Origin of the sequence: Bacteroides sp. AF34-31BH, assembly GCF_003602795.1 — a bacterium.
In the GTDB taxonomy this organism is placed as follows: domain Bacteria; phylum Bacteroidota; class Bacteroidia; order Bacteroidales; family Bacteroidaceae; genus Bacteroides; species Bacteroides uniformis.
The window spans coordinates 250,919-274,606 of record NZ_QTLV01000001.1 but is presented as its reverse complement, the minus strand read 5'-3'; the positions used below and the strand labels follow the sequence as shown (position 1 = coordinate 274,606).

General features: G+C 45.3%; 13 protein-coding genes. 6 read left to right on the top strand and 7 right to left on the bottom strand.

Features of this window, described 5'->3' with window-relative positions:
- Window position 1: 1 nt before the first annotated feature.
- From DWZ67_RS01155 to DWZ67_RS01140, 4 genes are all read right to left on the bottom strand, one after another.
- Entirely contained in the window at window positions 2–2,416 is a 2,415-nt protein-coding gene (locus DWZ67_RS01155; RefSeq protein WP_120137981.1) for a glycoside hydrolase family 9 protein, read from the bottom strand.
- 5 nt (window positions 2,417–2,421) lie between these two features.
- A complete protein-coding gene (locus tag DWZ67_RS01150) occupies window positions 2,422–3,351 on the bottom strand; it encodes a ThuA domain-containing protein (protein ID WP_039162911.1) in 930 nt (309 codons plus the stop codon).
- Window positions 3,348–3,842: a hypothetical protein gene (locus DWZ67_RS01145; protein ID WP_016272905.1), complete on the bottom strand. Its 495-nt coding sequence runs from the start codon at window positions 3,840–3,842 to the stop codon at window positions 3,348–3,350. Before DWZ67_RS01145 ends, DWZ67_RS01150 begins: the two co-directional genes overlap by 4 nt.
- A gap of 354 nt (window positions 3,843–4,196) precedes the next feature.
- Entirely contained in the window at window positions 4,197–4,775 is a 579-nt protein-coding gene (locus DWZ67_RS01140; protein ID WP_120138132.1) for an RNA polymerase sigma-70 factor, read from the bottom strand.
- Between the two features lie 137 nt (window positions 4,776–4,912).
- Between DWZ67_RS01140 and DWZ67_RS01135 the strand changes: the two genes are divergently transcribed.
- From DWZ67_RS01135 to DWZ67_RS01110, 6 genes are all read left to right on the top strand, one after another.
- Window positions 4,913–5,926 carry a FecR family protein gene (locus DWZ67_RS01135; RefSeq protein WP_057089738.1) on the top strand — a complete coding sequence of 338 codons (1,014 nt, stop codon included), beginning with the start codon at window positions 4,913–4,915 and terminating at the stop codon, window positions 5,924–5,926.
- A 235-nt stretch (window positions 5,927–6,161) separates the two neighbouring features.
- Window positions 6,162–9,563 (top strand): TonB-dependent receptor, encoded by a 3,402-nt coding sequence (locus DWZ67_RS01130; protein ID WP_057281727.1) that lies wholly within the window; start codon window positions 6,162–6,164, stop codon window positions 9,561–9,563.
- Window positions 9,564–9,575: 12 nt separating this feature from the next.
- Window positions 9,576–11,567, top strand: coding sequence for a RagB/SusD family nutrient uptake outer membrane protein (locus DWZ67_RS01125; RefSeq protein ID WP_120137980.1), 1,992 nt, complete (start codon window positions 9,576–9,578; stop codon window positions 11,565–11,567).
- A gap of 25 nt (window positions 11,568–11,592) precedes the next feature.
- Window positions 11,593–12,309: a DUF3823 domain-containing protein gene (locus DWZ67_RS01120; protein WP_005831972.1), complete on the top strand. Its 717-nt coding sequence runs from the start codon at window positions 11,593–11,595 to the stop codon at window positions 12,307–12,309.
- A 71-nt stretch (window positions 12,310–12,380) separates the two neighbouring features.
- A complete protein-coding gene (locus DWZ67_RS01115) occupies window positions 12,381–15,395 on the top strand; it encodes a glycosyl hydrolase family 28-related protein (protein WP_057281665.1) in 3,015 nt (1,004 codons plus the stop codon).
- A gap of 29 nt (window positions 15,396–15,424) precedes the next feature.
- Complete coding sequence (locus DWZ67_RS01110; RefSeq protein WP_120137979.1) at window positions 15,425–18,427, top strand: glycoside hydrolase family 55 protein; 3,003 nt, start codon at window positions 15,425–15,427, stop codon at window positions 18,425–18,427.
- 106 nt (window positions 18,428–18,533) lie between these two features.
- Here DWZ67_RS01110 and DWZ67_RS01105 read toward each other — a convergent pair whose 3' ends face one another.
- From DWZ67_RS01105 to secA, 3 genes are all read right to left on the bottom strand, one after another.
- On the bottom strand, window positions 18,534–18,980 hold the full coding sequence (locus tag DWZ67_RS01105) for a hypothetical protein (protein WP_016272898.1): 447 nt from the start codon (window positions 18,978–18,980) through the stop codon (window positions 18,534–18,536).
- A gap of 66 nt (window positions 18,981–19,046) precedes the next feature.
- On the bottom strand, window positions 19,047–20,147 hold the full coding sequence (locus tag DWZ67_RS01100) for a DUF6340 family protein (protein ID WP_016272897.1): 1,101 nt from the start codon (window positions 20,145–20,147) through the stop codon (window positions 19,047–19,049).
- 170 nt (window positions 20,148–20,317) lie between these two features.
- On the bottom strand, window positions 20,318–23,653 hold the full coding sequence (gene secA / locus DWZ67_RS01095; protein WP_005831963.1) for a preprotein translocase subunit SecA: 3,336 nt from the start codon (window positions 23,651–23,653) through the stop codon (window positions 20,318–20,320).
- Window positions 23,654–23,688 lie beyond the last annotated feature (35 nt).

The following is a 23,688-nucleotide window of genomic DNA, read 5'->3' as shown; positions in this document are numbered from 1 at the left end:
TTTATTTGAACAGTTCTACTACACACCACATTAGGCGTGCGGTGGTGTGTGTCCAGATTTCCTTGTAAGTGCAGTTATTTTGCATCGGGAAGTAGGGTTCGTCCTCATTTTCGAATGTTTCGATTCCTACGGGTACAGCTCCCACCACATCTCCGGCATAGGCTCCGTAAAGTGGCGGGTAGTCATATCCGTCTCCATAAACGGTACTCATGGCAAACGGGTTGTAGCCCAATATATACTCTACCTGGCGGGTTGCAATATCCCTTAACGCTTTGTCGTTGAATAGGCGTGCAAGAATAAAGGCAGCTTTGGCTTTGCCCATGACAACAGCGTGGAATCCCCTGAACTGATAGGCGACGGGGAAACGGCGCAGATAGAAATCCTTCGAGAGAGGGATGCCGTTGCGCACTTGTGCATTGTATTCTTCCAGGCTGGGAAGCCCTACCTGCTCTCCTTCGTGGTACAGATTCTTATAATCGGTATTATCCACCTCGTATACGGCGCTTGGCAGTATGCCGTACGGCTCAATCAGTTGTGAAATCCCGCGTAGATAGTCTGCATAGGCTTCACAGGATGCCTTCCACAACGGGACGTCCGGATGGGTAGGGGCATCTGTCAGTAGCATCGAGAGTCCTTCGGCCATCAAGTGCTCTTGGCTTTGGTGATAATAGGCCAGAATACGTTTTTTCCGGGAAGATTCATAGAAGAAACCTCGTAGGGGGATTTTCCAGTCGGTACGCTTTTCCAACTGTTGGCCCGCCATGACGGTACGTGCCAGCCGGGTTGCCCAGTCCAGATAGTAAACATCTTGTGTAAGGCGGTACAAACGCATGGCTGTGACGGTGGCAAGGGCATAAAGTTCGGTTTCGTTCTGTTCCGTCCTTTGCGTATCCAGCAGGTCGATGGCGAATTGGAAGTCCTCAATGGCACTGTTCCGGCACCACCGTGCAAACACTGGGTCTTTCTTTTCAAAATGAGGGGCGGCGAGTGCGCAACTGGAAGCGGCTTTCAGATTGTCCGTAGGCGTATTTCGTGCTTCTGTCTGCATGTCGTCTTTGTCACCACGGATATTCTTTGTCCAAATGCCGATAATCAGTCCACCCAGTCGGTAGCCGTCACCGAAGCGGGTACGCAGAATCCAGTTCACTCCCCAGCGTGCCTCTTCCAGCAGGCGTTCGTAGAAGATACTGTCTTTGCCTTGTACGGCACCGGCCATTTCGAGGAGGGCGATGCACGATTCGGCTGTATTTCCCGTTCCTTGAGTCAGGTCGGCTGCATCGTGCCATCCTCCGGCAATACTCATGCTCCGTCCGTCGGGATGATAGGCGAATACATCCTGATGGCATTCCTGATGAATGCCGGGCTGGTCGAAACCGCAACGTTCGGAAAAGAAGAAGTTCAGCGTGTGCCAGGCGGTAGACAGGTAGGCATCATTTCCGATGGGGAAAGGCTTTGATTGTACATCACCGATGGAGAGGAAGTATTGTCCGGGCGTATTGAAACTGCTGAAGTCCAGTACAAGAAATCCTTTGTCCAGCTTCTTGTCCTGATTCAGAGGACTGGCCGTACCTTGATAAACGGTTTGTCCCGTGGCGGCATCGTGCAGGCTGAAAGCCCTTTCCGGCATGTGCTGCACCAAAGCCTGCTTGCGTGCTCCCGGCTTGTATCCGCTGTGGCAGTAGGCCATTGCATCTTTTCGCAGGTCGAATCCCCGGCTGTTTTCCGCTTCTACCTTTTCGATGCGCATGTCGTCTATGTATAGGCTCATGCATTCGCTGGCTCCTGCAGGAGCACCTGCCAGCATGATGTTTACCGAAAAGCCGGTGACACAGTCACGGTATAGGTCCGGTATCTCCCATATGATGTGCTGCCATTTGTTGGGATAGACAGTCTCGAAGTGTTGTCCTTCAAAGCGTCCGGGAGTCGGCATGATTTTCTCTCCTTCATTGTATAGGGTGAATCCGGCAAAGGTCAGATAAACGCCCGGTGCATCCACATATACCCAAACGGAAAAGCGGTTGTATTCCCGCAAGTCTTCCCGGTCGAGGGGACGGATAATCTCCGGGGTGGCGTAATTCCGGTTTGTTGGATTCTTCTTGCCCAGGGAGGCAGGAGTGTCCAGACGGACACTTCCTTTGCCTGAGACAGTGACTTTACGGTCCACATGTATGGTTCCGGGTCCGGTGTGGCGCAGAGCGCCGAAATCTTCGGCCAGGGGGAGTACCCTGCTTTTCAATACCTTTTTCTTTTCCCACCGCGTCAGTCCGGCGTGTGCGGGATTAGCTTTCATTATGCGGTGCACATGATTGCTTTGCTGTAATTGTTTCTCCAGTTCCGTATCGGGTTTCCACGGAGCTTGTGCTTGTGCCTGCATGCAGCAGCATGCCAGCAGCAGTGTTCGGATGATGTATTTCATGGTATTCAGTGTTTGGTTTCAGGGTAAGCATGAAAAGGAGCCTTGAACTCCGGACGTAATGTATAAGTATCCTTCAGTGGGAAATCTGTGGGAACTTCTTGGGTGACGGCGCCGGTGGCAGCCCATTCGCATCCCCGGAGTAAAGTCACCTGGAAACCGGTGCAGCGCATGGAATAAGTCATGTTCGGGTCGTTGCCGCAGTGCCCCAGGAGGTCGACGAATATGCGCCCTTTCCCGTAGCTTACTGTCCACATCAACGGTTCATGCCGTCCGCGTTCGTAGGCGGTTGCCAATATTTCCATGTTTCTTACCGGACCGCGTAGGCGGGTATATATCTCGTCCTTGAAGTGTTTCCATTGAGGAGGCAATCCTTGCAGGATAGGATGATGGGGGGCGCGGTGTTCTATGACGGTTTCGTGCTGCAAGCCGTGGTAGCCGGCATACCCCGGAGAGTAGTCGTAGACGTATTGTCCGTCTTTCCAGTACAGATACGGACCGTCCTTTTCGTTTCGTCCGTCCCATGCCCCCATGCCTATTATCTCGTTGTATTCTTTCCAGTCGGCCATCGGGACGACGGAAGAATGTATCACTACCACACCGCCTCCATCGGCAACGTATTTCTCGAAATTCTTGCGTACGGGCTCTGTCCATGTAGCTCCGCCGTAGTTGATGACGATTAAATCATATTGGTGGAAATCGGGTTTGAAGGTAGCGATGTCTCCACCAAAGTCGGGTGTAAAGGCGAAGTCCACTTTGAACATTCCGCTGTTTTCCAATATCTGCTTCATGGCTTCGCAGGCGCCTTGCCAGTAATGGCTGCCGTCCTGCCCGGCTATCATCATGGTTTTGATTACTTTCTTTTGCTGTGCGTGTGTGTGCGAGGCAGCTCCTATATAAATAAGGAGTACCAGGATAAGTGTCAGTCTTGTTTTCATTTTCCGGAAGATTTAAAGTTTTTGCCAGTAGGGTTCCATTCTATACGGTCGTAGCAGCGTGTGGTGCGCAGATTGTAACCTTGTTCGTCTACGCTGAACTTTCCATCTTTGAAGTAGGATATGTAGAGCTCGGAGATGCCGTCCTTGTTGCGGTCTTCTACAAGGAGATTGTACTTGTCGGTGACATAAATCTCGTCGGAAATGTATTGTATTTCTTTGGTATAGTTGTCTACGATTGCATAGTAGGCCTTGAAAAGGTCGAAAGTGGGGTAGTGCCCGTTGTCACGTCCGAAAAGCATTACTTCTTCAAGGGCATCGTCCCCGTCCATATTGGCAAGTACGGATTGCTGAAAGGAAAATCCCGGTTTTTGTACTTGTGGAGGGATATTGTCCCATCCTTCCTGATGGGCTGTCACTGAAAATTGCGCTTGTGCATGGATGACGTACACCAGCGCCGACAATAGGATAATCAGTTTTCTCATTGCGTGCATTTTGAGGTTATGATAATAATAGGGGTACTTCTTGCTTATATGACCGGTGGCCCGGAGTTTTCCCTAACTTTTTTTAGAATAATTAATGAATACGGGATGTATAGGGACTTAGTGCCTCTCCCATCAGGACTGAACCGGTCTGACCCGTATACTGAGAGGTCATAACATCCGCATCCTTTCCATTAATACACCCGGATGTTTTGGGGTAATACATCCGGGTGTTTTGGGTGAAAACATCCCCATGTATTGGGGTAAAACATCCGGATGTTTTGACCTCTCAGTTCTATACTCTTTAGGGCTAAGTCCCGGTGTGTAGCCGACAAGGTATAGGGGACGTTCCGCTTATGTATGGTCTTAATGCGAGGTGAGCAGGTGCATCAATATCAGTGGCAGATAATCTTTCAGCTTGACCCTTAAAATCTTCAAAGCCTGCTGGATGCGGTAGTCTACCGTTTTTGGGGAAACGTTGAGTAGTTCGGCAGCTTCCTTGTAACTCAGATTCTGGAAACGATGCATGATGAAAGCTTCCCTATAAGTAGGCGGCAGTTCGTTGATGGCCTTTTGTATATGCTTGCTTAATTCGTTGATTTGATAGATATCCACCTCCTGCAGCATGGCGAACATTCGTTCATAGTAAGCGGTGTCTGCCCGTTGCTTCACTTCATTTTGGGCAATCCGGGTCATGCAACGATGGTAGACAGCCTTGAACAGATATTGCTTGAGCGAATATTCGATAATGGGTCTTTCTCGGTTTTCCCAAAGCCATAGCATGACGTCCTGAACAATCTCTTCTGCATCTTCCAACCGGACAAAACGATAGCAGTAGGTGCAGAGCACTGAATAGTACTTTTGAAATAACACATCAAAAGCACTTCTATCTCCTTTTTGTATGGCGGATAATAAAGATGTATCTTCTAATGGTATGTTTCTCATAGGGTGGGGGTTCATTATTGTTGGGCAAAAATAGCTTTTTTTCCTATTATAATCTAAGTATATAAAATATTTTTAGCTTTTTGTTTAGGAGTTCTTTTCACCCGTTTGTCTTTAGATTAAAGCTAGCAATAAAAATTATGGTAAAAAGAGAGGGAATGGAGAACCTGCTTCTCAGGTATTATGAAGGAGAGACAACGGAGGATGAAACTGCTCTGGTAGAGGAGTGGCTGGAAGCATCGGAAGAGAACCGCAGGACAGCCCGCCAGGTTCAGACACTCGGTCTGGCGGCGGACATGGCGCAGATTTCATCCAGGCTGGATGTAAAGAAGGCCTTGGAGGATGTACATCGTAAGATGAAACAGAAAAAGGTCAATAGGTATCAGGTATTATTTAGAGGGATGCAACGGGCGGCCGCCATTTTATTCATCCCTTTGATGGTATCGTGGTCTATCCTTTATTGGGACAAGGATAAAGAAGAGATACATATGATGGAAGTCAGGACAAATCCGGGAATGACTACTTCTGTCGAATTGCCGGATGGAACGGAAGTCGTTCTGAACTCGTCGTCGTCGTTGCGCTATCCTTCCCGATTTGCCGATGATAAAAGGGAAGTGAAGTTGGTGGGTGAAGCATTCTTTTCTGTCGCAAAAGATGAAAAGAAGTTCATTGTCGGCACGCTGAACAATTCCAAGATAGTGGTACATGGAACGGAGTTCAACGTAGAGGCTTACAAAGGGAGCAGGACAGTACAGACCACTTTGGTTTCGGGTAAAGTCAGTTTCTCCTATGTGAATAACGGCAGGAGAAATAATGTAATGATGATACCGGGGCAAAAGGTTATTTATGATATAGTGCGGGAAAAGGTCGTTGTGAAAGAAGTCAATGTAGACGTGGAAACATGTTGGAAGGACGGACGTTTGATTTTCAGGAACACTCCGTTTGAAGATATATTGAAGAGTTTGAGCAAAAGATATAATGTGGAATTCATTCTGAAAAAGGCTTCATTGAAGCAGAATTCCTTTACGGCTACATTTACCAAACAACGTTTGGAGCGAATATTGGAGCACTTCCGAATATCCTCGAATATTCATTTCAAGTTTGTTGAAGATGGTGATGTGGATGCCGAGAGACAGGTAATAGAAGTTTATTAACCCTTTAAAAAGTAGTATGATGAAACACAAGTCCGTTTAGAAAAACATGCAGGAAAATGTTGGCGCATTTTCCTGCATGAAACACAGTAACTTTTAAATATCTGTTTGGCGACAGATAAAGTAACTTTATTTTTTCACTAGAAATCAATACAAAATTATGAAAAAACACTATTGTATCCAATCATTTAGGGCAAAAAGTGTCCTGATGAGATGCATGAAAAAAATTCCTCTTGCTATGAGATGCACATTATTTATGTTGTTTTGTTTGGTTGGTATGACTTTTGCCAATGAAGGTTATGCTCAAAAGACAATGGTAAACATTGCTCTTGAGAACAAGACTGTTGATGAAGTACTGACGGAGCTGGAACAAGGTACCGAATTTGTTTTCTTCTACAACAACAAGCAGATTGACGTTAAGCGCCGTGTATCGGTCCGGGCAAATAACAAAACCATATTCAAGGTTCTGAACGATGTATTCAAAGGAACCAATATAGGCTATAAGATATTGGACCGTAATATAATCCTTTATGATAAAGCTGTAGGAGCTGATGGGGTACAGATGGCTTTGCAGGCTGCGACGGTGAAAGGGTCTGTGGTCGATGCAACCGGTGAACCGGTGATTGGTGCCAGTATCTTGGTGCAGGGAACTACCAACGGTGTCATAACAGACATTGACGGTAATTTCATTCTGACCAATGTGGGCTCTGATGCTACTCTTATAATAAGCTATGTAGGTTATAAGACACAAAACATAAAGGTTGCAGGCCGAAATTCGTTCAAGATAGTTTTGGTAGAAGATGCTGAGATATTGGATGAAGTGGTTGTTGTAGGATATGGTGTACAGAAGAAAGAATCACTGACCGGTGCCATTGCAGCCATTGGTGCTGATGAAATAGCTACGACCAAGACCGAGAATCTGATTAGCAATATTCAAGGTAAGATGCCGGGACTATTGATTCGCCAGAAAACCGGAGAGCCGGGAACTTTCGACAATATGGTGAGCATTCGCGGTTATGGTGACCCGTTGGTGGTAATTGATGGTATCACGCGTGAAGGTACTGAAGAACTTGCACAGCTGAATTCTGAGGATATAGAAAGTATCTCTATTTTGAAAGATGCTTCTGCCGCTATTTATGGTATGAATGCGGCTAATGGCGTAATCATTGTTACTACCAAAAAAGGTGTGGCCGAAAAGACCAGAGTATCTTACTCGGCATTGTTCGGTATGAAGAATGCCACGGGTATGGAAGAAACGGTAGATGCTTATACTTATCGCATGTTGGCCAATGAAAGGGCACGTAATGACCAGGCTGCCCCTGAATACACTGACGATATTCTGGAACTGTATAGAACCGGGGCTAAGGGTTATACAGACAATAACTGGATTGACATGTTTATGAATAAACTGGCGTTCCAGCAATCGCATACTGTTTCTGTGAGAGGCGGAACGGATAAGGTGAAATATTATGTGAGCTTCGGCTATAATGGCGATAATGGTTTGCTGAAGAGTGGTATCCAATACTATCATAGATATAATCTGAGAAGTAACTTGACTGCAGAGCTTACGAAAGGGCTGAAACTGAATGTGAATCTGTCCGGGCGTTGGGATGAAACCCAAAGGCCGAGAGAGGATTTTATGTGGACTTTTAAGACTTTGATGGTTAATGACCGTGGTATCGGTACTCATACGATTAATAATCCCAATCATTTGTCTGCAATCGGTCCTGAAAACAAGAATCCTTTTGCGTTGGTTGATCCGGATATAGACGGTTATCGCAAGAACAGAGGCCTGACGTATTCTGCCGATGTGGAATTGAATTGGCAAGTTCCTTTTGTAAAAGGGTTGGCATTGAGTCTTTTGGGGTCATTTGACGGTAACAATCGTAACAACTCTTCTTTAAATCGTTCTTATCCGTTGTATGATTATTATACAGATGCGCCTGCCGGTACGGGAGGTAGTACTGATGCTTATTCCAATACGATGAGAATATATCAGAAGATTTATGGTAGGTTGCAGGCTAATTATATGCGTTCTTTCAATCAGCACAATTTGAATGTGACAGCTGTAGCAGAGTTGAGCAGTACACGACGCGATGAATTATCCGGTTCCCGGCAATATTCAGAGTTGTTTACTAATGATATTTTGAATCAGGCAAGTCCGGGTACAGCTACCAATTCAGGGTATCGTAGTTTTGGCCGTTTGGCAGCCTATCTGATGCGTGCGAACTATGATTATGCCGGTAAATACTTGTTGGAGGTAGTAGGACGTTATGATGGTTCTTATCGTTATGCTCCTTCTAAGCGTTGGACGTTCTTCCCGTCGGTAAGTGCCGGATGGCGACTTTCGGAAGAAAGTTTCATCAAGGACAATTTGCCGTTTATTACTAATTTGAAAATCAGGGGCTCTTTTGGGCAAAGTGGATATGATGCCGGTGATCCTTTCCAATATGTATCTGCTTATAATTCAGCTTCTAATGGTTATGTTTTTGATGGTGCCAGCCAGATTATGGGTATGGTAGCTCCTGGTGTAGTGACTGACCGGCTTTCTTGGGTTACATCTTCTATTTCCAATGTAGGTCTGGATTTTGACTTATGGAACGGTAAGTTGAGTGGTACTATCGAGTGGTTCAATCGTAAGAATGAAGGCATTTTGGCCGACCGTGCACAATCTGCTCCTGATACATTTGGTGCAAGTTTCCCGAAGGAAAATCTGAATTCTAACCGGAACCGGGGTTTTGAGATTGAATTGGGACACAGAGGACAAATCGGTAAGGACTTCTCATATTCAGTAAGTGCTAATTTTACGTATGCCCGTGAAAGAAGTCTGCATGTGGAACATGCAGAATATACCAGTTCTATGGATAGATGGCTGAATGGAAAGGAAAACCGTAACAGTAATGTGATGTGGTTGTATAAATACGATGGCCAATATACTTCTTTGGAACAGTATGAAACGGCTCCTTTGATTGGTGGAAACTTGGGTAACTCTAAGATGCTTCCGGGTAGTTACAGATTGCTTGACTTGAATGGTGATGGCAGGATTAACAGCAGTGACCGTGTTCCGGAGTTTTGGGCAACCGGTGCAAATCCTCCTATCCAGTATGGGTTGACTTTGGCGGCTTCTTATAAGAATTTTGATCTCAATATGCTGTTTCAAGGAGCTTCCGGTTACTCCATCGGATATGCCAATGATGATGTTTGGGGATATGGTGGCAAGACAAATAAATCTTATTTAATTGCGAAGTATGTAGATCGTTGGCATCCTGCAAATATAACAGATGATCCGTATAATCCTGCCACACAATGGGTAGCCGGTTATTATCCGGCATTACGCCACAATTTCTCCAATACTTCGGATAATGGTAGTAGATGGAATTATGGTATTTCCGTTTGGCTTCCGCAAGCTACTTATCTCCGTTTGAAGAGTATGGAGATCGGTTACAATCTGCCAAAATCATTTATGAAAAGAATCGGGTTGAACAGTGCCCGTATCTTTGTCAATGGTTCAAATCTGCTTACGTTCTGTAACAAGGCTTTGAAGGATGCTGACCCCGAACGTGAGGAAAGGGATTGGGGAGCCAACCTGGCATATCCGTTGATGAGAACTTATAACTTTGGGTTAAACATAAACTTTTAATTCTGAAATACCATGAAAAAAAATATTTTATCGATATTCTCATTATGTGCATTGATGGGATTGTCCGGTTGTAATGCCTTCTTGGAACTTGAACCGCTGGATAAAGTGTCTCCCGAGCAGTTATTGGAGACAGAAGGTGGTGTAAAGGCACTATTGGCAAACATATATACCATGATTCCTATGGAAGATTTTAATTATCGTCCGAATGCTGGTTTTAATCAACGCGGTTATGATGGTGTGAATGAAACTACTAATTTGGCATTTCTCACCGACGAAGCTACCCGTAGTGACGGAGGAGTGGGTATAGGTTATGAAGGATTCAATTATTGGCCCTATGGAGATATTCGTCAGGTGAATATCTTTATGCAGAATGTAGAAAAAGCCAAGGAAGCCGGAACAATTTCTGTTGCAGATGCGGATCGTATGACTGGTGAAGCCCATTTTGCACGTGCTTATATGTATTATGGGCTTGTAAAAAGATATGGCGGTGTTCCTCTGATTGACAAAGTGCAGGACGATGATTATGCCAATGGTGGACCGGGTGCTGTGGCAGTTCCCCGCAGTACAGAGTTGGATACTTGGAAATTTGTATTGAATGAGTGTACCCTTGCTGCTGCTACTTTGCCCGATGCGACTTCTGGTTCGGATTTGTATCGCGTAACCAAGTGGGCAGCTTATGCGTTGAAGTCAAGAGTTGCACTTCATGCAGCTTCTGTAGCCAAGTATTGGAATCTGGCACCTTTGGCTGGTGAGGCTGTCACTCAGAAACTGGTGGGTGGAATGACTTCTGCCGATGCCGATGCATTCTATAAAGAATGTATTGAAGCATCTAAGTTCCTTATAGAGAATTCCGGTAAATCTCTTTATAAGCCTGCTCCGGCTACTGTTAAGGAGGCTGCATCAAACTTCCAGGCCTTGTTCCTGAATGACCAGAATGAAGAGATTATTTTCAGTAAAGCGTATCTTAATGGAACAACCAATACTAATCAGGGACATAGCTATGCTCAGTTTAATATCCTTCCTCAAGTCAATCCGGGCGCTCTGAAATATGGACGTTTCAATCCGATGTTGGAAATCGTTGATTTGTTTGAAGATTATACGGATGACGGCACGGGAAAAAGTGCAAAGATTGTAACTCGTACGGATGGGAATGAAGATGCTTATATCGCTAATTTCCATAATATGAATAATGCTTCTGTAGTGAACACCTTGATGTCGGTACCTTTTGTTAAATACAACGATTTGTATGAACCGTTTGCCAACAAGGATGCACGTCTGTTGGCAAGTGTGGTTGTGCCGGGTTCATCTTATGCCGGCACTGAGATTATTATCCAGGGCGGATTTATCAAGGACAATAATAGCTATGTGGCTTATTCAAACGAGTCTACTCAGAAAAATGGAACAACATATTATGCTTTAGGAGCCGAAGGTGAAACCATGTTCTCCGGATTTAATAATGTGAACAGTGGTGAGGATGCCAATTGGACTGCTACAGGTTTTGGAGTTCGTAAGTATATGCCCGAGGGCGAGAGCATGTCTCCCGACCGTCTTTCGTCCACTACCTCTTATATTGATATGCGTTTGGCAGAAGTCTACCTGAATTATGCTGAGGCTGTTGTGGAAAATGGTAGTGGATTGGGCGATAAGGAATTGGCTGGGAACTGTTTGAATGCTTTGCGACGTAGAGCCGGACACACCGACCGGATATCTTTGACATTGGAGAATGTCCTGAAGGAACGTCGTGTGGAGATGGCGTTTGAAGGAAAGCGTTTTTGGGATATGAATCGTCGTAGGGAATTCCATACTGAGTTCAGCAATAATAGAATTCGTAAAGCTTTGGTGCCGATGCTTGACTTGCGTGGTGCAGAGCCTAAATATGTCTTTGCAAGGGTGAACTACTTTGGTGACGAAACAAGAGGAGGGCGTACTTTCCAGAACATCAATTACTATAGGGGCATACCTAATATTGCCACGAATGGTTTAGTTCAGAATCCAGGTCATTAATTTGAATAATATTAAGTAGAAAGTTATGAAAAAGATATTGTTATTTGTGTCATGCTTCTTATTCGCATTGACATCTTGTGAAATTGATAATTATGAGGGACCGGATGCTTCCATACATGGTTCTATCCTTGACGAACAGACTGGTGAACTTGTAGGTTCTGATATGGAAAACGGTAATGCAATTAAAGTGAGGGAGCATGGATTTACTAATGCTACGGATCAAACCTGGTACATCACAAATACTGGAGAATATCGTAACAATATGGTTTTTGCTGCCACTTATGATGTCCGTTTTGAAAATGGGAATTTTTATCCATTTGAAGTGAAGGATTTTGTTGTTAAGTCAGGGGATAATGTGTATGATTTCAAGGTTATTCCTTATATTCGCGTTAAAAGTCCAAAAGTAGAAAAGAATGGCAATGTAATTACTGCTACATTCTCGTTGGAAGCTGGTAAACAAGAAGTGAAATTGAAAGAGATTCAGCTGTTTGCTTTTTCAGATATGTGGGTAGGTAACAATGTGAAATTGACGTTGAATGGAGGGACTGATAAGCAAGTGTTTAGTCCGAGTACTGCTATAAATAGCGCTGATATTTATACATTGTCCATCGATCTGGGACAAAATGCTGATGTCTTGAAATACAGCAAGAATTATTATTTCCGTATTGGCGCTCTGGCTGATGTTTCGGGTGTGGGCACTGTACGGCATAATTATGCGCCGGTAGTAGTTATAAAATTGTAATTTATAGCAGAGGGAGACGTTCTGCTTGACGGCAGAACGTCTTTTTTTATCCATACATTAAAAATAAGACCATGAAGAAATTGAACACGATTATTTTAATTTTGCTGGGGATGATATGTACTCAGTTGTATGCTGTACAATTGAATTCGATATATCCTCTAAAACCCAATGACTCCGAAGCTTTTTATTTCACTCCCGAGAACTATCCTATAAAGGCGGATGGAAAGATGGATGTATCGGATGCTTTGCAGGCAGCGATTAATCAAGTGAAGAAAGAAAAGAATTTCGGAATCCTTTTTATCCCTGAAGGTAAATATAAAATCAGCAAGACCATTTATATTCCTACGGCTATTCGTTTGATTGGCTATGGAAAGAATCGCCCGGAATTTATTCTGGCTAAGAATTCTCCGGGTTTTCAGGAGGAAGTAGCTGATGATAAAGGAAAAGCTAAATACATGTTCTGGTTTACGGGAGCCGTTGTCAAGGAAGGTGAGAAACCCCGTGATGCCGGTGCCAGTACGTTCTACAGTGCCATGTCGAATATCAACTTGCGTATAGAAGATGGCAATCCGCATGCAGTGGCGCTACGCACACACTTTGCCCAACACAGTTTTATCAGTTATGTGGCCGTATACATAGGTAAAGGCAAGGCTGGTCTGTTCGATGTGGGCAATGAGTTGGAAAACGTTGCTTTTTACGGGGGAGATTATGGCATTTATACGACAAAAGCTTCTCCCGGATGGCCGGTAATGATGGTCGACTCTTATTTTGAGGGACAGCGTGTAGCTGCTCTTCGTTGCCAGGAGTCCGGTTTGGCAATGGTGAATCTGTATGCCAAGAATGTTCCGGCTGTATTTGATATTGACCCTAATTATTGCGACAAGTTATTTTTGGAAAACAGCTATTTTGAAAATGTAAGTGGTCCGGCAGTGGTGATTACCAACGAGAACAACAGCAACAATCAGATAACCTTTCGCAATGTATATTGTAAGAATGTACCGACCTTGGCGAAATATACCCGTAGCAATACGGCCACCCATGTTGCTCATAAAATCTATAAGGTAAAGTCATACGACCACGGCTTGCAGATGGATAACATGGTGGATATGCCGGAATATGAAACGTTGGTTGATATTGAACCGATACAGAAGATGCCGGTTGCCCAACTGATGGACATCCCTGCACTGCCTGCAATGGCAACATGGGTAAATCTGCGCGAATTCGGTGCAAAGGGAGATGGGGAAACGGATGATACGAAGGTCATCCAGGAGGCTATTGACAAGTACGATAATATCTATGTGCCCCAGGGCTGGTATCGCATTACCGAAACTTTGAAGATGAAGCCCGATACCAAGTTGATAGGCCTGCATCCTTTTGGCACTCAGTTCCGGCTAGATGAAAGTACTGCTGCATTCAGTGGTTTTGGCGGTCCGAAAGCGATGGTGGAATCTTCGGAAGGCGGTGCAAATATGCTGATGGGCATTGGTATCAATACCGGCGGTTATAACTATCGTGCTGTAGGTGTGAAGTGGATGGCAAATGCAGATTCTTATATGAATGACGTGAAGTTTGTAGGCGGGCATGGCGGTTTATGGAAACCTAAACCGGGTGTTGAGGAACCACGTGGCCGGTGGAACAGACCGGCTCGTATCAGTTCTCCCGATAATCCGGTAGCGGCTTCGGGCATGGACCTTGCTTGGGACAACCAGTATTGGAGTCTGTGGGTGACCAACAACGGTGGTGGCACCTTTAAAGATATCTGGACAGCAAGCACATATGCCACCAATGGTTTCTATGCCAACAATACTTCTACTCCGGGGCGTATCTATGCCATGTCCATCGAGCATCATGTAAGAAATGAAGTACGTTTCAGCAAGGTGTCCAACTGGAAGGTGTATTGCATGCAAACCGAGGAAGAGAGCCGCGAAAGTACCGATTGCCAACCGATAGAGATGGACGACTGCAAAGATGTGACCTTTGCAAACTTGTATATGTTCCGCGTTATCCGTGTCAATGAACCGTATCACAGTTCTGTACGTATCCGCAATTGCGAGAACATCGCATTTCTGAACCTGCATAACTATTCTCAGATTAAATATACGAATAACATTGCAGTGTTCGATGTCAACAAAGACATTGACATCCGCCCGTGGGAACTTTCTCGCTTGATTGTAACCGGAAAAGAACCTCATCAGCAATCGTTAGGCAATGAAATAGGTAAGGTGAACCAATTGGCTTCCGATTTGGAATTTGCCGAAGGCATTGCGCGCGACAGTAAAGGTAACATTTACTTCTGCGACCATCGGATGCGTCGTATCTTTAAGTGGTCGGTAGAGACAAACAGCTTGTCGCTGCTGGCAGATTTCCCGTGGAAACCCTCCAACCTGGCTTTTGATTCAGAAGATAATCTATTGGTATTGTTCAGATATGATGCGCAGCCGGGATATCTGATTAATGGTAAGCCGGAGGAAATGCCGGTAATGCCTGATACAAAAGGTACTTCTTTCAGCGGATATGGTAATTCCGCATATACAATGAGAGTCTACTCCATTGACCCGGAAAATCCGGAAGAGACCATCAAACTGTTGCCGCGTGTTCCGATGGGTCAAGTGAAGAACGTGTATAAGGCTCTTTATCCTTCTAACCGTTGGAGAGACTTCCACGATTTCAATGCGGTGTCGGTCTATGTTCCTGAAATGTGCTTCCTGGCACCGGATGGAAAAACTATCATTCCTCATTATTTCGACTTGTCACGTAGTTCTTCCCTGCTGGAAGCCTATCCGGGAAAGCCTTTCTATACATCTGATGAATATGACCGCAGAATGGTGAAGATGGATGTGGCCAATGACGGCACGCTCTCCAACTTGAGCTATTTTGTGGAGCAGGGCGAATTTGGTTCTGCTGTAGATAAGGAAGGGAACTTGTATGTGGCTGACGGAGAAATATATGTATTTGATAAGGATGGCAAGAAGAAAGGGATGATTCGTGTTCCCGAACGTCCGTCCACATTACAGTTTGGCGGTAAGGATGGCAATACATTGTTTGTCACAGGCCGTTCCAAGTTCTTTGGTGTACGTATTAAATAAGGAAAATCCATATTAAAACAATCTGTGTAATGAGAAATTATCAAATAATGAGATACCTGCTGATAGTCTGTTGGATTATCGGTAATATGCCGTCTGGGTGGGCGGCAGAGGGTGGTTCCGCCTATACGCAAAGACCGGACGATCCGGAAGCATTCTACTTTACCCCGGAGAATTACGGCTTCAAGGCTGATGGAAAGTCCGACGTGACCGATGCACTTCAAGAGGCAATCAATCAGGTGAAGCGCGAAAAGAACTTTGGGATACTGTTTCTGCCGGAAGGAAATTATCGTATTAGCAAGACGATTCAAATTCCCTCATCCATTCGGCTGATTGGTTATGGGAAGAAACGGCCGGTGATTTATTTGGGAGCCGATACACCCGGTTTCCAGACTACTCAAAATTATATGATATGGTTTACGGGAGGGCTGGCACAAGAGGGCAGGAAGCCTTCGGATGCCGGTGCAGGTACTTTCTATAGTGCGGTGTCCAATGTGGATTTCCGTATAGACAAAGGTAATCCTCAAGCCGTCGCCATTCGTGCGCATTTTGCCCAGCATGGATTTATCAATCATTGCGACATTCGGATTGGTTCGGGGAAAGCCGGCATGTATGATGTTGGCAATGAACTGGAAGACGTCAGGTTTTATGGCGGTGAATATGGGATAATTTCCTCCAGGACTTCTCCGGGATGGCCTATGATGATGGTCGATACTTACTTTGAGGGGCAGAGAAAGGCGGCTGTCTATTCAAAAGAGGTGGGGTTTGCCATCGTCAATATGCATGTGAAGAATACGCCCGTTGCCTTTGAAATGGCAGAGAATCTGGCAGACCGTCTTCATGTGGAGAATTCGTTGTGGGAGAATGTTTCGGAAGCCGGTGTCAGGGTGAGCGTAGAGGGAAATACTTTTTCGCAATTGAATCTGGTGAATGTGGATTGCAGGAATGTTCCCGTACTGGTGGGCTATGCTCAAAGTGGAAAGAAAGTTGCCGGAAAAGCAAAAATGTACAGAGTCAAGGAGTTTACTTACGGTCTGGTGTATCAGGATTTGAATGATGCTTCTTCTTTCAGGGAAATATGTGAAATAGAGCCGGTGGCAAAACTGCCGGTTACACTTGGCAAGGACCTTCCGGTTCTTCCGGCAATGGAGACATGGGTCAATATCCGAGACTTAGGGGCAAAAGGTGATGGCGAGACTGATGATACGGAAGTTTTTGAGAAAGCTGTCTCTTTGCATAAAAACATCTATGTGCCCCAGGGTTGGTATCGTCTGACGAGAACGTTGAAGCTGTCTCCCGGTACTAAGCTGATTGGGCTGCATCCTTTTGGGACTCAATTTCTGTTGAAGGAAAGCGAGCCTGCATTCAGTGGTTTCGGCGTGCCTGTGCCTTTGGTTGAATCTTCCGAAGGCGGCGACGACATGCTGAATGGTATAGGTATTAATACCGGTGCGTATAATTACCGTGCTGTCGGCTGTAAATGGATGGCGGGTGAGCGTTCGTACTTGAATGATGTGAAGTTTGTAGGCGGGCACGGCACCTTGCGCAAACCGGCTCCGAATGTTTCCGGACAGTCGTCTTACCGCAGGGGCGAGCGTCGAATTAGTTCCCCGTCTTCTCCGGTCATGGAGACCGGTAAGGATATGGCTTGGGACAACCAGTATTGGAGTTTGTGGATTACAAACAATGGTGGCGGGACAATTAAGGATGTTTGGACAGCCAGTACGTATGCTGCCAGTGGGCTTTATATTAGCGAAACGAAGACTCCGGGACGTATTTATGCCATGTCTTTGGAGCATCATGTCCGTACTGAAGCCCGTTTCCATAATGTGGCCAACTGGAAAATTTATGCTTTCCAGTTTGAGGAAGAAGGTCGTGAAGGGCCTGATTGTTATATGGCAGAAATGTCCAATTGTCAAAATATCGAAATGGTAAATGTGTGGATGTATCGCGTTATCCGTGCCTTTATGCCGAAGAGGATAGGTTTCCGCATATGGGATTGCAAGAATATCACTTTCCGTAATATGCACAATTATACGCAGATATTGCCAGTCATAGAGTTTCCTATATATGATATGAATAAGAAGTTGCCCGTTTATTCGTGGGACTTTGCCCGTCTCACTGTTTCGGGTAGCGAGAAGAGCCTTCGCCCTTCCTGCACGGTCATGGACAAGCCTGTGAAGCTGGCTACCGGTTTTGAACTGGCCTCCGGAGCTACTACCGACAGTAAAGGAAATATCTACTTCTGTGAAAACCGTCTGAAGAAAATCTATAGATGGTCGGCAGACACGGAGCAGATTACTTTGATAGCCGATTATCCCTGGAAGCCTTTTACATTGACTACTGATACGCAAGACAATCTGCTGGTTATTTTCCGCTATGACCCTCAGCCGGGTTATCTGGTGAACGGCAAGCAGGAAACGGTAGTGCGCTTGCCGGATGATAATCCGATGTACAGTGGTTGGGGTAACAGTGGCTGGAGTGCTTGGGGGTATTCTTTTAATCCGGATAACGTGGATGCTACGATGAAGCCTATGCCACGTGTCGTTACAGCCGGTATGAAGAATATACAGAAAGTCATTCACCCTTCCAGTCGTTGGAGAGGTGACTTTGACAAGGTGGTTGCCAGTATGCCTGAGTATAGTTTTGTCGCTCCGGATGGCGTGACAATTATTCCGGATACCTATGATTTGGGACGTTCTTGTGCTTTGACTGTTACAGTTCCCGGTCAGTCAGAACCGGTTTATATTGTAAATGAGATGAATAAAACGACAGTACAACTTTCCGTTGGTGGGGATGGCCGTTTGACAGAACAAGGAATAATATGTCCTTATGGCCAATACAGTAATGTGACCGATGCTGACGGAAATGTCTATGTTGCTGATGGTGAAATATTTGTCTATGACAAATATGGTAAAGAGCAGAGACGTATTCAGATAGAAGAACGCCCGATTTCCTTGGCAATTGGTGGAAGGCAGAAGGATATGCTTTTTGTTACCACCTCAAGTTCTTTCTATGGAATTAAGATACGTTAGGTATTGTATAGGTAAAAAAGAATTAGCCCCTGCGGTCGTTTTATATCGCAGGGGCTAATTTATTATAAGAAGGTCTCTTTTCCTTATAGGCTGATTGTTTGGAATATTATTTTTCCAGCAGCTCTTTCAGAAAAGAATCCAGTTCCTCATCCAATCCTTTCAGTAGCTCTTCATTGACCAATAGAGTATCATCATCCATCAGCAACAGTTCTGCTATTGTTTCTTTATCATCATCCACCAGTACAAAAGAGAATGGTTTCAGGATAGTCAGCTTGTCGAACTTTCCTTCATTTTTCATGTTGCAGAGCAGTGAGGACAAGATACGCTCTACATTTTCGTAGAAATCATCCCCCTCGTATGTCATCCATTCTTCAATGGAAGTATTGGCAAGCTCTTCATCTTCATCATCAAAGATAGACAGTTCGCCCGAATTCTGATTCGGTTGCAGATGAATGTCTGTAACGATAGTCTGTTCGCAACCGCAGGTGTATTTGCCGATTGCTTTTTTAAGAGTGTCCTCCAAGAGTGCTAATGACGATTGACTGAGCTTCATAATAACTTTCTTTTCTTAATGGTTGTTCAAAGGTATAAAAAAAACGGTTATCTCTGCATCATTTGACTAAAAATCATCATCAAATCTGTTCATTTGCATGTTCAGGCGTGCCATTCCCTCTTTTCGTTTCTCCAATTCGTCTACATACATGCTGATAAAGATATAATAGGAGATGGTTCCATCATGTATTTCGCCTGTCTCTTTTTTGTCTGTCTTGCTTTTCTCACGGGCAAGGGTTTGCGCTTTTAATGCCCATTCCAAGGCAGTATCTATGCTGTCTTGCATTTCGTAGCCCAAAGCGGTGTTATAGGCTGCATACATTTTCTGTTTTCCTTTTTTTGTTTCGTAGGTCTGCTTCCAGAGCTCTACTGCTTTACTCCAATTTTCTTCTTTGGCATATACGGCTGCGTCACGCATATTTACAGAACCACCACTGAAGAGATAGCGGTTACTGGTTTTCCAATAGGGGAGTAGATGTCTTACCGGAACCGTTCCTGCAAATTCAGATGCTTGCTTCACCATGTCTTCTTCGCTGATGAGGCGGGAACGTACTGACGCTTCACCATTTCCTGCCTCTTCCCAGAAAATACTGTCATTGCTGTTGATGGTCACCATAGGACCTTTGCGGTTAGGTAAATATATTCTGACGGTAGGATATACCTTTACATCCACTGTGCCGAGGAACACACCCCAGTCGGGCATATAACTTATCTTGCGATTGGAACGCATTTGTATGTTTTCCAGGGCTATCAGGAAATCTACGTCCAAATTCTGTGTAAGTTCCAGTACTTCATCTCTCGATAATGTGCTTTCGCGGGGATTGATGTCTTTACTCCGGAGGGCAGAGTCGCATATCACAACCTCTTCAAAGTAGTTTTCGTTGGCAAGGGCCTCTGCAAGGGATTCGGTTGTTATTGCGGCGTCTCCATTGTAGTAGTTGGTGAGGCGTGCCACCTCATTCTCGCTTTTTTTCTGTTCTTCCTCACTGATGATGAGTTTGTTGTCCGGTACGTTTGGCATGTTGTTGACAACAGCCACACGTTTCAGTGTTGCCGGGAAACTGACTTCTGCCGGAAGCATATAATCAATGGACAGTTGTTCTACACTCTGACAGCTGCCTAACAGCAGAGAACCCATCAATAACAGACAATAGTGATATTTGGTCATAGTCTTTGGTTTTGTTCTTCGGAGCAAAAGTACTCTTTTAGCTGAATATTCAAAAGCTGGAACGAATAAAAAATGTGATAATGTGGTAGGAGAAAAAGTGATAGGGTGATAAAAGATACCTGACGGTATCATCTTATCACCCTATCGCCTTATCATTTTATAGCTTTGCTTTATGCATTCCTTCCGTGGCAGTTTTTGTATTTCTTACCGCTTCCGCAAGGACAAGGATCATTGCGTCCTACGGTCTTCTCGGCACGGATAGGTTCGCGTCTTGGTTGTTCACGTGTATCTTGTGCCGCAGCGGCCTGCTGGTTCGGGTCATTCAAATCAACCTTCTGTTCGCGATACTTGCTCATATCCTGGCGTTGTTCCGGAGCAGCCTGGCGCACCTCTACTTGGCGGGGAGCCTGGGGAGCCTCAGGGGCTTCAGCCGGAGCCTCTTGTACCGGGATTTGTCCACGCATTAAGATAGAGATAGTCTGATTATTAATCTTATTCACCATGGCATCAAACAAGTTCACAGATTCCAGCTTGTAAATCAGCAGCGGGTCTTTCTGCTCGTAACTTGCATTCTGCACGGAGTGTTTCAGCTCGTCCAGCTCGCGCAGGTTTTCTTTCCATGCTTCGTCGATGACGTGCAGCAAGATGGATTTCTCGAATGACTTCACCACCTCCTTACATTCTGTCTCATAAGCTCTCTTCAGGTTGCAGGAGATGTTGTACATACGTTTTCCGTCTGTGATGGGGATAAGTATGTTTTCGTACATGTGTCCCTGCGTTTCGTATACTTGTTTGATGACCGGATAGGCTATCTGTGCCATACGTTCTGTCTTGCGTTTGAAGAGTTCCATGGCAGCGTCAAAAGTTCTGTCTGCCAGTTTTTCTTTCTTCTCATTACGGAATTCCTCTTCGGTGAAAGGTACTTCCATGGCAAGTGTCTGGAGCACATCCATCTTGCAGTTTTCGTAGTCGGGCGCTTCAATGGCATTGGCACAACGGTCCCAAATCATGTTCACGATATCCATGCCGATACGTTCGCCCATCAAAGCGTGGCGGCGTTTGGTGTAGACTACTGTACGTTGCTTGTTCATCACGTCGTCATATTCCAACAGACGCTTACGGATGCCGAAGTTGTTTTCCTCAACTTTCTTTTGCGCACGTTCAATGGATTTGGAAATCATGCCGTGTTCAATCATTTCACCTTCTTTGAAACCCAGTTTGTCCATTACACTGGCAATGCGGTCACTGGAGAACAAACGCATCAGGTCATCTTCCAAAGATACGAAGAATACAGAAGAACCCGGGTCGCCTTGACGTCCTGCACGACCACGTAACTGACGGTCCACACGGCGTGATTCGTGGCGTTCTGTACCGATGATGGCAAGACCGCCTGCAGCTTTCACTTCCGGACTCAGCTTGATGTCGGTACCACGGCCGGCCATATTGGTAGCGATGGTTACAGCACATTTCAAACCGGCAGTAGCCACAATATCCGCTTCCTTCTGATGCAGTTTGGCATTCAATACACTATGTTCAATCTTACGCATGGTAAGCATTTTGCTCAACATTTCAGAGATTTCAACAGAAGTGGTACCCACCAGTACGGGGCGTCCTGCTGCCACCATTTTTTCTATCTCTTCGATGACTGCTTTATATTTTTCACGTTTTGTCTTGTAAACGCGGTCATTCATGTCATTACGGGCAATGGGGCGGTTAGTCGGAATAACCACTACATCCAGTTTGTAGATGTCCCACAACTCGCCGGCTTCTGTTTCTGCCGTACCGGTCATACCGGATAGTTTGTGGTACATACGGAAATAGTTCTGTAATGTAATGGTGGCAAAAGTCTGGGTGGCAGCTTCTACTTTCACGCCTTCTTTGGCTTCGATGGCTTGGTGCAAACCGTCAGAATAACGACGTCCTTCCATGATACGTCCCGTCTGCTCATCCACAATCTTCACTTGGCCGTCAATTACCACATATTCGTCATCTTTCTCGAACATGGTGTATGCCTTCAACAGTTGGTTGATGGTATGCACACGTTCGCTTTTGATGGCATAGTTGGTCATCAGGGCATCCTTCTTTTCAAGGCGCTGTTCGTCTGTCAGCTCTGTTTCGTTTTCCAAGGCAGAGAGTTGCGCTGTGATATCGGGGAGTACGAAGAAAGTGGGGTCCTCTACATTGCTACTAATCAAGTCTACGCCCTTGTCCGTCAAATCCACGCTGTTCATTTTCTCTTCGATAACGAAGTACAGCGGGTCAGTCACCTCGTGCATGCGCTTGTTGTTCTGCTCCATGTAGATTTCTTCGGTCTTCAGCATACCGGCCTTGATGCCTTGTTCGCTGAGGAACTTGATGAGTGCCTTGTTCTTGGGCAGGCACTTGTGACTGCGGTACAAAGCGAGGAAGCCTTCTTCCTGGTCTTTCTTATCGTTTGATGCAATCAGGCGCTTGGCATCGGCCAGGTATTGGGTAGCCAGTTTTTTCTGAGCTTCTACCAGACGTTCCACTTGCGGGCGGAGCTGTTCGAAGAGTTGGTCATCGCCTTTGGGAACCGGTCCGGAGATAATCAGCGGAGTACGGGCATCATCAATCAATACTGAGTCCACCTCATCGACAATGGCATAATTATGTTGGCGTTGTACCAGGTCTTTGGGGCTGATAGCCATGTTGTCACGCAGGTAGTCGAAACCGAATTCATTGTTTGTACCGAACGTGATATCTGCCAGATAAGCTTTGCGACGGGCATCAGAGTTGGGCTGGTGCTTGTCGATGCAATCTACACTCAAACCGTGGAACATGTAAAGAGGACCCATCCATTCGGAGTCACGTTTTGCCAGATAGTCGTTCACTGTTACCACGTGCACGCCGTTACCAGTCAGGGCATTGAGGAATACCGGTAGGGTAGCTACCAATGTCTTACCTTCACCGGTTGCCATTTCGGCAATCTTACCTTTATGTAGAACCACACCACCGAATAGCTGTACATCATAATGTACCATGTTCCATACAGTATCGTTACCACCTGCTATCCAATGGTTCTGGTAGATGGCTTTATCGCCTTCGATGCGTACAAAGTCTTTAGTGGCAGCCAGTTGGCGGTCAAAATCGGTAGCTGTAACCACTATTTCTTCATTTTCAGAGAATCGTTTGGCTGTTTCCTTTACAATAGAGAAAGCGGTGGGTAATACTTCGTCCAGCGCTTTTTCATAAATCTCCAATATCTCTTTCTCGATTTTGTCGATTTGGTTGAAGAGGTCTTCGCGTTTTTCCAGTTCGGTATCTTCAACGCTGGCTTTCAGTTCTTCCACTTTGGCGCGTTGTTCGGCTGCCGAATCGTGGATGTAGGCTTTCAGTTCTTCTGTCTTGGCGCGTAGGGCGTCGTTGTCGAGTTTGGCTACTTCCGGGTAAGCGGCTTTGATTTTCTCCACCCACGGTTGTATTTCTTTCATGTCGCGTGTGGATTTGTTGCCGAAAATCGAGCTTAAAAATTCATTAAATCCCATTATATATTTGTTTTTATTATTATTGCTGAGTTAGT